Raw genomic sequence first — 13,347 nt, 5'->3', positions numbered from 1 at the left:
CAGGAGACAGGGGCTCCGCGGTGGGTATCGCGGAGCCCCCTCTCGTTCGGGCGAGGTCAGTCGTTCGTGCGGGAGCGGGTGCGCAGGCGCGTGGCGGCCCAGCCGAGCGCGGTGAGGGCCGCGGCCACCCCGGCGAGGGTGCCGATGCCCGCGGCGCCGGTCAGGGCCAGGGACCCCGAGTCGCCCTGCGCGCCCGTACCACTGTCCGTGTCCGAGCCGCCCGTGGCCGTGTCCGAGGTGCCGGAGGGGCTCGGCGAGGGGGAGGAGGTCGCCTCTTCCTCTGTGACCTCCAGGGTGAAGCGGGCCGTGGCCTCGCCGACCGTCGCCACGACGGTGTATGTGCCCTCTTCCGTGCCGGCCGTGAGTTCGGGGGCCGAGGCCTCGCCCCTTGCGTTCGTGGTGACGAACGCCGTGCGCTTGTCACCCTCGAACACCGGGGCGCCCTCGGTGTCGTCCTCCACCCTGAACTCGACCGGGGTGTCGGCCACCGGGACGCCGGGCTTGGCCACCTTGACGCCGAGCGGGTCGGCGAAGGCCTCGCCCGGCTTGGCCCGCTGCTCGTCGCCGCCGGTGATCTCGATCGAGTAGATGCCCTGCTTGACGTGGGCGGTGAACGTCGTCGAGGTGTCGCCGGAGGTGGCCCGGACCGCGAAGTCGCCCTCGGTCTCGCCGGTGATGACGCCGGGGGACTGGGCGCGTCCCTGGGCGTCCGTGTACACCTCGGTCGGGAAGTCCTCCCACTTCACCCCGAGGCCGTCCGGATCCTCCAGGGTGAAGGTCACCTTCTGGTCGGGAAGCGGCTCGCCGTTCCTGTCGCGGGCCACGACCACCATGGGGTCGGAGACATCGACGGGGAGGACGGTCTGGTCGTCCCCGGACTCCCGGGTCAGCTCGGACACCACGGGGGTGCCCTTGGGGTCCTTCCACTGCAGGACCACGCGGCCGTCGCCGCCGCCCTCGTTCCAGCCGCCCTGGCCGATGCCGGCCAGATCCGGCGTCTGGTCGTCGATCGGGTTGTGCACCCAGAACGGATCGTCCTCGGCCGCCGGATCGGAGGTGATGCTGCTCAGCATGCGTACGTCGGAGGTGCGCTCGGGGTCGGCGTAGCTGGAACCGCCGCCGCCACTGCCGGAGTCACCCGCCGCGGTCCTGCCCGCGCCGCCGCCACCGCCGGCGTAGCCCGCGCCGCCGCCACCCGCCGTGGCGCCGCCGTCACCACCGGCGCCCCCCTGTGTGTGATCGGCGCCGGGCTTGCCGCCCTCGCCGCCGGCCGCACCGCCCTGGCCGCCCTTCGCGCCCATGCCGCCGAGGTCCTTCTCGGTGGCGTCGTAGCCGTCCTGGGTGCCGCCGCTTCCGGCGCGGCCCACGCCCCTGACGCCATGACCGCCGCCCCCGCCGCCGGCGGCGATGAACAGGGCGGAACCGTCGGCGGCGCGGACCGCGGTGCTCGCGCCGCCCCGTCCGCCCCAGCTGCCCTCGCCCGCCTTGCCGCCGAGCGCGTCGCCGAAGAGCTTGCCGCCGACGCGCCAGCCGCCCACGTTCACGGTCAGGTGCTCACCAGGGGTGACGTCGAGCGAGCCCGCCACATAGGCCGCGTTGCCCCCGCCGGCGAACGCGTTGCCGTCGCCGCCCATGCCCCAGCCGCGGAAGTCCAGCTCCGCCACCCCGGCGGGTACCTGGAAGTCCACGGCGGCACCGGAGTGGTCGAAGATCCGGCAGTGGGTGAAGCCTTCCGTCGGCCGGCAGGGCTCGGTCGCCGCGGCGGCCGGGGAGGCTCCGCCCACTCCGAGTCCCGCCACGAGCAGTGCGGCCGCTCCAACGGCTCTGTTCATGAAAACCCCTCCAGTGCCCTGCATGCGAAAGCCCCCCCCCGGGCTTGTGAAGTCGGGCGGAATGTGAGAATCACCGATCTCACCCGGCCCGTGAAGATTTTGCTGTCACAATAGTCACATTGAACACGCAAAAAGTGAACTAATGCCTGAGGCAGGGGACTTGAGACGTCCTCAATTCGTATGCGGTGGAAGTGAGGAGAACCTTTGAGAGGCAGCAAGGATTCCGTTTCGGTGGGCCGCCGCTCCGCGTTGCGCCTGGCCGGGTTGGGCGGACTGGCGACGGCCGGCGCGCTGGGCATGCCCGCCACCGCGAGCGCTGCCCCGGCGGACGGGCTGGGGATACCGCCGTATGCTCCGACCGGACGGCGGCCGCGCTATCGCCGGGCGACCTGGAGCCAGCAGTTCCAGTCGGGACACGGCTGGACGGCCGGCGGTGCGGGCACCGCTTCGTCGGCGGAGGACACCGGGGTGTTCACCCGCGGCGACCGCTCGATACGCGTCACCACCGCGGGCAGCGGTGTCCAGTCGTACGTTCGCAAGACCGGCATGGGTGCCCTGGACCTCACCGGCAAGATGATCCGGCTCATCTTCCGGGTGGCGGACGTCACCCATCTCAGCAGGATCGCCTTCTACCTGGGAACCGGGGGGCTGGCGAACAGCTTCAGCTGGCGGGTGCACACCCACTCGGCGACCGGCACCAACTACGTCCAGTCCGGGGAATGGGTCACCGTCCATCTGGAGTGGGCCGACGTCACCTCCGCGTCCGGGACGTACACGCTGTCCGCGCAGGGGCAGCCCTCTGTGCGGTCGGGATTCACCGACATGTCGTTCGCGGTCTACGACGACGCGGGCGCCGCGGTCACCTACCATCTGCAGGCGATCGAGCTCGTGCCCGACACCACCTCGGTCTTCCCCCAGGGCGTCGTGTCGCTGACCTTCGACGACTCGCACACCTCCGTCCACGACCTCGCCCGCCCGGTCATGGATCCGCACGGAATGCCGGGCACCGTTTACAACATCGCCGATGCGATAGGCACCGGTTCCTTCCTGAACATCGCGAAGATGCGCTCTCTCCAGGACTCCTCCGGCTGGGAGATGGCGGGGCACTCGTATGCCAACGCGGTGCATACGGCGAGTTATCCCAAGCTCACCGCGCAGCAGGTCGACGACGATTTCCGCAAGCTCCGGGAATGGCTCGTCGGCAACGGATTCACCAGCGAGCACTTCGCCTATCCGCACGGTGCTTTTCAGAAGACCACGGACGGGGTGCCGGTCGATCTTCTGGCCGCCCGCCACTTCAGTACGGCCCGCTCGATCATTTCCGAGACGATCGAGAGTTTCGCCCCGGCCATGCCCTATCGGCTCAAGGCGTTGACCGGCATCAATGACGGATCCGGTGTCGGGGGCACGACCCTGGCCAAGGTGATCGGCGCGGGCGGAGCGCTCGACCGTTGTGCCCGCAGCGGTGACTGGCTCATCCTCTGTCTGCACCGGATCGTGGAAGGCACGCCGACACAGAGCACCGAGCTCAGCCGGGCGGGCCTCGCTCAGCTGACGGCGGAGATCGAGAAGCGGGGCATCACCGTGCTCACCGTCCAGGAGGCGATGGCGTACTACGCCTGACCGGCGGACGGCGGACGGCGGACGGCGGACGGCGGACGGCGGCGGCGAAGCGGGTGGGGTACCGGGTCACGGGGACGCGGCTCCCCGCCCGCTTCGCGTGACGGTCAGCGCTGCTCGCCGAACCAGCCGTCCTGGCCCTGGCCTTGTCCCTGCCCCTGGCCCTGCCACTGGGGGTCTTCCTGCGGCTGCCCAGAGTGGTGCGTCTCGTTCTGCTGAGCCCAGTGCTGGTGCTGGTGGGGGTGGGGAGCCTGCGGCTGCTGCGGGATGTGTGGGATGTACGGCTGCTGACCGTGCCCTTGTCCCTGTCCTTGTCCCTGCCCGTGCCCCTGTCCCTGGCTTTGGTCGTGCCCGTGCCACTGGCCGTACGTCTGCGCGGGCTGCTGGTGCTGGTACATGGGCTGCTGCTGGTAGCTGCCCTGGACCTGGCCGTACGGTCCTGGACCCTGGGGCGGCACCGGCTGCATCTGGTGGTGCATCTGGGGTTGGGGCTGCTGCGGCTGCTGGTGCTGCTGGGTCACCCCGTTCCACGCCACCGCCTGCTGGGGCGCGTTCCGGCCCATGTTCCGCAGCTCGCCCTGGGTGTGGCCGGTGTAGTCCTGGGCCATGCCGTTGGGGTTGCGCGGGGAGGCGTGGGGGGCCGTGCGGGCCAGGGCGATGCCCTCCAGGCGCATCATCTCGATGGTCGAGGAGACCTGCTGGGACGAGTACTCGTCCTCTTCCTCGTAGACCGCGGAGACGTCCTGCTCATGGTCACCGGCGACCGACACCTCGACACCGCCCTGGCGGGTGCCCCAGCTGCCCTTGTGCAGGGTGAGCAGGGCGTAGAACCGCAGCGGGGTCAGCAGGAGCAGCTGGATGACGCCGTACAGCGGAGCCAGCAGGAACATGCCGAACCGCTTGACGATGCCCATGCCGCGGCGTGGGAAGTCGAGGTAGCGGACGTTGCGCAGGTACCCCATGAGGACCATGAAGACCAGGTAGTCGCCGATGTGGTTGACGAACCGCTCGGGGTGCATGGCAGGCAGGATGACCATCGAGTAGAACATCGCGGAGCCGAAGATCAGCCACAGGGCGAGTTCCATGCAGGTCAGCCAGAAGGCGGGCCGGTACTTCTTCTGGTGCGTGAAGGCCCACAGGGACTCACGGAAGAAGGACTTGTTCCAGCGCACCTGCTGGCGCAGGAAGTGCGGGAGCTTCTCCGGGACGGCGGTGTAGCCGACGGCGGTCTCCTGGAAGACGACCTGGCCCTCCATCAGGCAGTAGTTCGTCATCCGGCGGTCGTCGCCGAAGACGGCGGGTTTGCCGAGGAACTGCTGGTTGAGGAAGTCCGGCAGGTACTTGCGCACCAGGGTGCCGCGGTACACCGAGAGCGCGCCGCAGCAGCACAGCACCGACTTCAGCCGGGAGTACGCGGCGCGTTCGAAGAGGAACGAGTTGCCGTACCGCAGGTCCTGGAGGCGGGTGAAGATGTTGCTGTCGTGGTTGAGCGCCAGCACCATGCCCGTGGACGCCATGATCTTCGGGTCGGCCATGGGCAGCAGCAGCTCGCGGACCGTGTCCCTGGAGAGGATCGTGTCGGAGTCGACGCACAGGAACAGGTCGGTGTAGGGGGCGGCCTCGAAACCGAGGGCGAGGGCCTCGCGCTTGCCCTTGTTCTCCGGCTGGATGCTGACCGTGTACTTCACGCCCCGCGCCTCGAACTCCTTGCGGAGCTTCTTGGCGGCCTTGATGCCGGCCTGGTCGGCGCTGCAGTCGTCGATGATGTGGATCTCGTTGGGGAGCCGGCTCTGCGCCAGGAGGCTGCGCATGCCCTGCTCGAACATCACCGGGTCCTCGTTGTAGATCGGGATGACCGCGGTGACCCAGGAGTTGTCGAGGAGCAGCAGCTCCTCGCGGTCCGCCTTGGCGGGCCGGTAGAACAGCGCACCGAACATCTTCAGGGCGAGCAGTCCCAGCGCGCCGAACGAGTACAGATGGAGCGAGCTCGGGTCCAGCTTGGTGACGATCACGGCGGCGATGGCGAGGAAGACGAAGTACGAGACCTTCAGATGCCTTCGGCGCCGATGTCGACGGCGGCCGTCGGAGTCGACGGCGCCCGGTATGTAGCTGTCCTCACTCACAGCTTGACCACCTGGGGGTGGTCGGCCGACTTGCCCCGGGTGTCGAACAGCAGCTGGGCGTGGTCGGCCAGCCGGTCCAGGTCGAGCTCGCTGTGCTGCTGGAGGAGGATCGTCAGGTCCGCCTGCTGCGCGCCCGCGAGATAGTCCTCGACTCGGGGTACCGAGGCCCCCTCGACGGTCCAGTTCTCGACGCGGGGGTCGTAGTAGGACAGGTCGGCGCCCCGCTCGAGCAGCAGCTCGGCCACGTCCAGGGCGGGGCTCTCGCGCTGGTCGGAGATGTTCGGCTTGTAGGTCACGCCGAGCAGCAGGACGCGCGAGCCGCGGATCGGTCTGCCCCGCTCGTTGAGGAGATCGGCGGCGCGCGACACGACATGCGCGGGCATCCGCTGGTTGATCTCCTGGGCCAGCTCCACGAAGCGGAACGGTATGCCGAGCGAACGAACCTTGTACGACAGGTAGTTGGGGTCGATCGGGATGCAGTGACCGCCGACGCCGGGACCGGGGTAGAAGGGCGCGAAGCCGAACGGCTTGCTGGCGGCGCAGCGGATGGCGTCCCACAGGTCGACGTCGATCTCGCGGCAGAACATCGCCATCTCGTTGACGAGGGCGATGTTCACGTGCCGGTAGGTGTTCTCCAGCAGTTTGGCCATCTCGGCCTCACGGGTGCCCTTGGCCTCCACCACACCGCCCACGAAGCGCTCGTACAGGGCGCGGGCCGCCTTGGTGCAGTCGGGGGTGGTGCCGCCGACGACCTTGGGCGTGTTCTCCAGTCCGTAGGTCGGGTTGCCCGGGTCTATGCGCTCGGGGGAGAAGGCGAGGTGGAAGTCGACGCCCGCCTTCAGACCGCCGGCCTCCAGACGCGGGCGGACGACCTCGTCCGTGGTGCCGGGGTACGTCGTGGACTCCAGGACGACCAGGGTGCCCGGGGTGAGGTGGGCCGCGATGTCCGCGACCGCGGCGTTGACGGCGTCCAGGTTGGGCGCGCCGTGGTCGGTCAGGGGGGTCGGCACACAGATGACGACCGCTGCCGCCTCGGCGATGACCTGGGGGGAGTCCACCGCCCGGAAGCCCTGCTCGACCATCGCGCGCACATCGGCGTCGCTGATGTCGTCGACGTGCGAACGTCCCGCGTTCAGCCCCTGGACCACCGGCTCACTGCGGTCGAGGCCCACGACCCTGAGACCGGAAGCGCTTGCCGCGCGGGCAAGCGGCAGCCCGACATAGCCGAGCCCTACGATCACGAGGTCCACTGTGGAGTTTCGGTTCACGGCAATGCATCCCGCCCCCGCGCCCCCCTCGCCCCCAGTAGCTCCGATGGGAAGGCGCACATAAGAAATCGAATACCGGAGCGAGCAGGCTAACAGCGGCGTCACTCTGTCTCCATGGGTCCATCACAGTCGCGATTGTCACGTGAAGCGCGTACAACCCTTCACACGCATCGTGAGTCGGCCCTTACGACGCGTGTTGCGGTTCCCTGCAGCCCCTGGCGCGGGACGCGACGGCGAGTACTCTCTCTGCCGACCTGACCGCCGGGCGCATGCCCCGCGCCCCTGAAGGAGTCCCCGTGGCGACCTCGCGCCGTCAACCACGCCGCCGCGGCGGCATAGCCCGAGCGTTCAAGGTGCTGCTCGCGCTGGCTCTGCTCGCCGGCGCCGGAGTGGCCGCCAAGCCGGTGTGGAACCACTTCAACCCGGAGCCGCCCGAGCTCACCGTCCGTTACCGGACGGCCACCGAGTCCGCCGCCGACGCCGTCCGGCCCTGGCTCGAGGTCTTCAACACGTCCGAGAAGCCCGTGCCGCTGAGCGAGGTCACGCTGCGCTACTACTTCACGGCCGACGGGGACGCGTCCTACAACTTCAACTGTGTGGAAGCCGCCGTGGGCTGCTCGAACCTCACGGGCACCGTGACGGCCATGGACGAGCCCCACGAGGGCGCCGACCACTTCCTGGAGCTCGGCTTCACCGGGAAGGCGGGGGTGCTCGAGCCCGGCGCGAACAGCGAGGGACTGGAGATCCAGCTCTTCAGGACCGACCACAAGCCGGTGCGGCAGGACGGCGACTGGTCCTTCGACGACTCCAAGCGCACCTACCAGGACTCCGACCGCATCCCCGCCTACCGCGGCGGCGCCCTGGTGTGGGGCGAGGAACCCGGCGGCCGGAGTGCCGACGCCGCGACCGCGTCCCGGACCGCCGCCGAGCTCCCCGAAGGGGGGTTCTTCGACGACTTCGCCTACCGGGGGCCGAAGGACACCGCGCTGTTCAAGCACGGCTGGCTGGTGCGGACCAGCAAGGGCGGACCCGGTATCGACGGCACCTGGTCGGCGAAGGGCGTCTCGTTCCCCGCCGACGACGAGGCGCAGGGCGGGCAGGTGCTCAATCTGCGCGCCGCCACCGACGGCACGAAGAAGGGCACCCTTCAGTCCGCCCTCGGCACGAAGGAGGCCAAGTTCCGCACCGGCACCTATGCGGCACGCATCCACTTCACCGACAAGCCGACCTCAGGTGAGAATGGCGACCACATCAACCAGACGTTCTTCACCATCGGGGGATCGGGGAACAAGTACAGCGAGCTCGACAACGAGTACATGCCGAACGGCGGCTGGGGTGCACCGGGACCGAAGCTCGACACCACCACCTGGCGGCACGCCGAGGACGGTGACCGCGTCACCCGCAAGACCGAGAAGAGCATGGCCGGCTGGCACACCGTGCTGATCACGGTGACGAAGGACTCGGTCGCGTACAGCTTCGACGGCAAGACCCTCTACCGCAGCGGCGCGGACTACGCGCCGCGTGCCGACATGGCGATCAACTTCAACACCTGGTTCGTGGACCTGCCGTTCACCGGCGAACGGGCCTGGGACATGAAGGTCGACTGGCTCTACTACCAGGGCGGCAAGCGGCTCTCGGCCAAGGAGGCGGAGAAGGCCGCCCAGGGCTTCCAGCGCAGTGGTGTGAGCTACTTCGACACCATGCCCGCTTCCTGAGGGGAAGCGGGCGGTCCCGCACTCCGGGCGGTCAGCCCTCCTGGGCTGCCGCAGATGCCTGGGCCTCGCCTCGGCGGCGGATCTGGCGGAAGGTGAATTCGGCCAGATCGTTGCCGATGGAGGTGACCGCGGTGCTCTTCTCCGTCACGTCCTTGCCGTTGATGAAGCCGGCGGTCGTGAAATAGGCGTAGCGGCCGTAGGAATTGGTCGTGGTGCGGCAGATGGCGCCGTCGCAGAAGGGCTTGATGCCCTTTCCGGACAGGGAGGCCACGACGCTGCTGTTGTCGGCCTGGGTCTTGGCCTTGGTGGCCTGGGCCTCGGTGTCGAAGACCGCGACGCCGACCGTGACCGCGACGCCGTCCTTGATGTAGGAGACCCGCATCAGGAGGGTGCAGTCGTTGGCCGTCAGGACCTTCGGGAGGGTGCCCTTGGCCGCCGAGGCGCACTTCTTGGTCTCGGCCGTCGCGCCCTTCTTGTACAGCGTCTCGCCCATGGTCAGCTGCGTGCCGGGGAAGAGGATGGTGGCGCCGAGCGGGTCCGTGTCCTTGGTCTTGCTGGAGACGAAGTCCTTCGGGTCCAGCGGGGGCGGGGCGCTGGTCGGGGCGAAGGAGGGGGCCGTGGCGGACTGGCTGGGAATGTCCGCGGTCGCGGGGAGCGAGGATGTGGTGGACGCCTCACTGTCGCCGTTCGCCGACACGACGGCCACGGCGACGGCCGTGCCTATCGCCACGGTGGCGAGCGCGCCGCCGCCTATGAAGAGCAGCTTGCGGCGTTTGTTGCGGGTCTCCGACGCCTCGGCGAGTGCGGCCCAGTCCGGGGTCTGGCCGTCTGCGCCGCCGTTCCACGGCTGCTGGGAATTCGGTTTCCAGGGATCCCACTGGGACGGGGGTCCCCCCTGCTGCCCGTAGCTCATGGGGCGCATCTTAGACGGGGGACGGGAGGGGCTGTCGCGCGTCCTCGTTTTGACCCGTCCGGGGCCGCGCTAGTACTCTTGCGGTTTGTTATGCGTATTGGCTGGTTCGTTCTCGTACGAGTGGCCCTTACGTAGGTTCCCTGGAGCAGTTACCAGTGGGCGGCATACGGGCAGGGTCCCGGCTTCTGTCGTCCCCAGCTGCACGATCGCTTCAGTGATGCCTTGTGTCAGCACCCATCCTGAAGAAGAAGAAGGCTGAGAAGTGGGTACGTACAGCCCCAAGCCCGGCGATGTGACTCGCCAGTGGCACGTCATTGACGCTCAGGACGTCGTCCTGGGCCGTCTGGCCACCACCGCCGCGAACCTCCTCCGTGGCAAGCACAAGCCGACCTATGCCCCGCACATGGACATGGGCGACTTCGTCATCATCATCAACGCCGACAAGGTGCACCTGTCCGGCAACAAGCGGACCCAGAAGATGGCGTACCGCCACTCCGGCTACCCGGGTGGTCTGCGTTCCGTCCGCTACGACGACCTGCTCCGTGACAACCCGGAGAAGGCCGTCGAGAAGGCCGTCAAGGGCATGATCCCCAAGAACACCCTGGGCCGTCAGATGCTCTCGAAGCTGAAGGTCTACTCGGGCGACCAGCACCCGCACGCTGCCCAGCAGCCGGTGCCGTTCGAGATCACCCAGGTCGCGCAGTAGTTCCGGCCACCCCCTAAACAGAAAAGAATCTGAGGAGCATCGTGGCCGAGACCACCGCTGAGCAGCCGGTCGAAGAGACCGAGACCGAGCTTGTCGACATCGACAGCTACACCACCGAGTCGGACGTCCCCGTCGAGGGCGAGTACACCTCCGAGTCGCTCGCGTCCCGCTTCGGCGACCCGCAGCCGGCCGCCGGCCTGGGCCGTCGCAAGAACGCCATCGCCCGCGTCCGGATCGTCCCGGGCACCGGCAAGTGGAAGATCAACGGTCGCACCCTCGAGGACTACTTCCCGAACAAGGTGCACCAGCAGGAAGTCAACGAGCCCTTCAAGGTGCTCGAGCTCGAGGGCCGCTACGACGTCATCGCCCGCATCGCGGGTGGCGGTGTCTCCGGTCAGGCCGGTGCGCTCCGTCTCGGTGTCGCCCGTGCGCTGAACGAGGCCGACGTCGACAACAACCGCGGCCCGCTCAAGAAGGCCGGCTTCCTCCGCCGCGACGACCGTGCGGTCGAGCGCAAGAAGGCCGGTCTGAAGAAGGCCCGTAAGGCTCCGCAGTACAGCAAGCGTTAATCTTCGCTGCCTGTACTTCGTACTTGCGCATCAGCAGTACGTCCGAACGCCCCGGCGGCACGCCACTGTGCCGCCGGGGCGTTCGTTTATCACAGGCATAGGCGTATAACGGCACAAGACGCTCTGAGGCTTGTGCGATCGAACGATCACCTCGGGATCTTCGGGATCTTTCGAAAGCGACGCTCTATCAGGAGGACAAGTGGGACGACTCTTCGGCACGGACGGCGTGCGTGGCGTCGCCAACGCGGACCTGACCGCCGAGATGGCGCTGGGTCTGTCGGTGGCGGCGGCCCATGTGCTCGCCGAGGCGGGTTCGTTCGAGGGCCACCGGCCGACAGCGGTGGTCGGACGGGATCCGCGCGCGTCCGGGGAGTTCCTGGAAGCCGCCGTGGTCGCGGGGCTCGCCAGTGCGGGCGTCGACGTCCTGCGGGTCGGGGTGCTGCCGACGCCGGCCGTCGCGTACCTCACCGGGGCGCTCGGCGCCGACCTGGGCGTCATGCTCTCGGCCAGCCACAACGCCATGCCCGACAACGGCATCAAGTTCCTCGCCCGCGGCGGGCACAAGCTCGACGACGAGCTCGAGGACAGGATCGAGGCGGTCTACGAGGCCCACCGGCACGGGGAGCCGTGGGACCGGCCCACCGGTGCGGGTGTCGGGCGGGTGCGGGAGTATCTGGAGGGCTTCGACCAGTACGTCGCCCATCTGATCGCCGTCCTGCCGAACCGGCTCGACGGGCTGAAGATCGTCCTCGACGAGGCGCACGGCGCCGCGGCGCGGGTCTCGCCGGAGGCGTTCACCCGGGCCGGGGCCGAGGTCATCACGATCGGTGCGTCGCCGGACGGGCTCAACATCAACGAGGGGTGCGGGTCGACCCACCTCGGTCTGCTGAAGGCCGCGGTCGTCGAGCACGGGGCCGCCTTCGGCATCGCGCACGACGGGGACGCCGACCGGTGCCTCGCCGTGGACCACACCGGTGAGGAGGTCGACGGGGACCAGATCATGGCCGTACTGGCGCTGGCCATGCGGGAGCGCTCCGCGCTGCGCGCCGACACCGTGGTCGCCACCGTCATGTCCAACCTCGGGTTCAAGCTGGCGCTCGAGCGGGAGGGGCTTCAGCTGGTGCAGACCGCTGTCGGTGACCGGTATGTGCTGGAGTCGATGAAGGAGCACGGGTACGCGCTGGGCGGTGAGCAGTCCGGGCACGTCATCATCCTGGATCACGCGACCACCGGTGACGGGACGCTGACCGGGCTCATGCTGGCGGCTCGGGTCGCGGAGACCGGGCGGTCGCTGCGGGAGCTGGCCGCGGTGATGGAGCGGCTTCCTCAGGTGCTGATCAATGTGCCGGACGTGGATCGTTCCCGGGTGGGGACCTCCGCGGATCTTGCGGCCGCGGTGGCCGATGCGGAGCGGGAGCTCGGTGAGACCGGGCGGGTGTTGTTGCGGCCGTCCGGGACCGAGCCGCTGGTGCGGGTGATGGTCGAGGCGGCGGATATTGATCAGGCTCGGTCTGTGGCGGGGCGGTTGGCTGATGCGGTGAAGTCGGCGCTGGGTTAAGTCGCCGGGTCTGGGGTGGGGGGTTCTGTGCGTTGCGGGCCGCGGGTTGTCTGTGGCTGGTCGCGCCCGCGCGGCGGTAGCCGCAAATTCAGCACAGCCCCGCGCCCCTTACGGGGCGCTGCTGCTGGGGCGCCTCCAGAGCCACTTCTGGACGAGCAGGGTGAGGGTGCCCGCCAGGACGATGCCCAGCAGGTTCAGCAGGAGTTGTTCGGTGGAGCCCCAGGCCTGCTTGTACTCGTCGTAGCTGAAGGCCACCGCGGCGTTCGCCGCCGCCGGGACCGTCGTCACCGAGATGGCCACGCTCACCAGGGCACCCGACTTGGCCGAGGTCAGCGAGAGGGTGCCCGCGCAGCCGGCGAGTACGGCCACGACGAAGGAGAACCAGTCGGGGCGGTAGATGAAGTTGGTGTTGGGGCGGAGGGCGTCCAGTTGCTCGTCGCTGAAGAGGTTCACCCAGTCCATGAAGTGGCTGAAGCCGACCGTCACCGCCATCGCCACCGCGAAGCCCACCAGCAGGGCGTTCAGGGAGCGCAGGGCCAGTCCGGGGTGGCGCTGCACGATCGAGGTGCTGAACGCGGCCAGCGGCCCGAACTCCGGGCCCACCGCCATCGCGCCCACGATGAGGATCGCGTTGTCGAGGACGACACCGCAGGCGGCGATCATCGTGGCCAGCGTGAGGAAGGCGAGGTAGGTGACGGAGAGGGTCGACTCCTCGTGGGTCGCGTCCGCCAGGTGCTCCCACAGCACCGCGTCCGCGCCCTCGCCCGGCGCCTCCTCCTCGGCCTTGTCGGCGCGCTTGGACAGCGACAGGTCGATGTTCTCCACGGCGATGGAACCGGTCTCGTCCAGCTCCAACGCCCGTAGCGCGCCGATGAGTTCGTCGCCGGCCTCGCGGGCCACATCGCACATCACGACGTCCCCCGAAGGGTTGCGGGCGGCGCCCGGCATCACGACCAGGTGGGTGGTGCCGACCATCTTCTCGATCAGGCGGACCACGTCGTCGGTCCTGTCGGCCGGGGTGATCAGGCGCAGATGCAGCATGA

General features: G+C 69.0%; 10 protein-coding genes. 5 read left to right on the top strand and 5 right to left on the bottom strand.

Features of this window, described 5'->3' with window-relative positions; all coding sequences use genetic code 11:
* Positions 1 to 56: 56 nt before the first annotated feature.
* Positions 57 to 1,832 carry a hypothetical protein gene (locus PH203_RS22485; RefSeq protein ID WP_289922169.1) on the bottom strand — a complete coding sequence of 592 codons (1,776 nt, stop codon included), beginning with the start codon at positions 1,830 to 1,832 and terminating at the stop codon, positions 57 to 59.
* A 204-nt stretch (positions 1,833 to 2,036) separates the two neighbouring features.
* Here PH203_RS22485 and PH203_RS22480 point away from each other — a divergent pair, with 204 nt between their 5' ends.
* On the top strand, positions 2,037 to 3,455 hold the full coding sequence (locus tag PH203_RS22480; RefSeq protein WP_289922166.1) for a polysaccharide deacetylase family protein: 1,419 nt from the start codon (positions 2,037 to 2,039) through the stop codon (positions 3,453 to 3,455).
* A 104-nt stretch (positions 3,456 to 3,559) separates the two neighbouring features.
* Here the strand turns inward: PH203_RS22480 and PH203_RS22475 are convergent, their stop codons facing one another.
* Entirely contained in the window at positions 3,560 to 5,575 is a 2,016-nt protein-coding gene (locus PH203_RS22475; protein WP_289922165.1) for a glycosyltransferase, read from the bottom strand.
* Positions 5,572 to 6,843 carry a nucleotide sugar dehydrogenase gene (locus PH203_RS22470; protein WP_289922162.1) on the bottom strand — a complete coding sequence of 424 codons (1,272 nt, stop codon included), beginning with the start codon at positions 6,841 to 6,843 and terminating at the stop codon, positions 5,572 to 5,574. Before PH203_RS22470 ends, PH203_RS22475 begins: the two co-directional genes overlap by 4 nt.
* A gap of 296 nt (positions 6,844 to 7,139) precedes the next feature.
* Here PH203_RS22470 and PH203_RS22465 point away from each other — a divergent pair, with 296 nt between their 5' ends.
* Positions 7,140 to 8,558 carry a cellulose binding domain-containing protein gene (locus PH203_RS22465; RefSeq protein ID WP_289922160.1) on the top strand — a complete coding sequence of 473 codons (1,419 nt, stop codon included), beginning with the start codon at positions 7,140 to 7,142 and terminating at the stop codon, positions 8,556 to 8,558.
* A 31-nt stretch (positions 8,559 to 8,589) separates the two neighbouring features.
* On the opposite strand, the gene PH203_RS22460 is transcribed toward PH203_RS22465, so the two are convergent.
* Positions 8,590 to 9,471, bottom strand: coding sequence for a hypothetical protein (locus PH203_RS22460; RefSeq protein ID WP_289922159.1), 882 nt, complete (start codon positions 9,469 to 9,471; stop codon positions 8,590 to 8,592).
* Positions 9,472 to 9,733: 262 nt separating this feature from the next.
* Here PH203_RS22460 and rplM point away from each other — a divergent pair, with 262 nt between their 5' ends.
* The 3 genes from rplM to glmM all read left to right on the top strand — a co-directional run bounded on the left by rplM (position 9,734) and on the right by glmM (position 12,304).
* Positions 9,734 to 10,177, top strand: coding sequence for a 50S ribosomal protein L13 (gene rplM / locus PH203_RS22455; protein ID WP_289922158.1), 444 nt, complete (start codon positions 9,734 to 9,736; stop codon positions 10,175 to 10,177).
* A 41-nt stretch (positions 10,178 to 10,218) separates the two neighbouring features.
* Positions 10,219 to 10,746: a 30S ribosomal protein S9 gene (gene rpsI, locus PH203_RS22450; RefSeq protein WP_289922157.1), complete on the top strand. Its 528-nt coding sequence runs from the start codon at positions 10,219 to 10,221 to the stop codon at positions 10,744 to 10,746.
* Positions 10,747 to 10,945: 199 nt separating this feature from the next.
* On the top strand, positions 10,946 to 12,304 hold the full coding sequence (gene glmM, locus PH203_RS22445; protein ID WP_289922156.1) for a phosphoglucosamine mutase: 1,359 nt from the start codon (positions 10,946 to 10,948) through the stop codon (positions 12,302 to 12,304).
* 108 nt (positions 12,305 to 12,412) lie between these two features.
* On the opposite strand, the gene PH203_RS22440 is transcribed toward glmM, so the two are convergent.
* Positions 12,413 to 13,345, bottom strand: a complete 933-nt coding sequence (locus PH203_RS22440; RefSeq protein ID WP_289922154.1) for a DUF389 domain-containing protein — start codon at positions 13,343 to 13,345, stop codon at positions 12,413 to 12,415.
* Positions 13,346 to 13,347 lie beyond the last annotated feature (2 nt).

It is taken from the genome of Streptomyces sp. S.PB5 (assembly GCF_030403745.1).
In the GTDB taxonomy this organism is placed as follows: domain Bacteria; phylum Actinomycetota; class Actinomycetes; order Streptomycetales; family Streptomycetaceae; genus Streptomyces.
The sequence above is the reverse complement of the archived record's forward strand: the minus strand, read 5'-3'. Positions and strand labels throughout refer to the sequence as shown.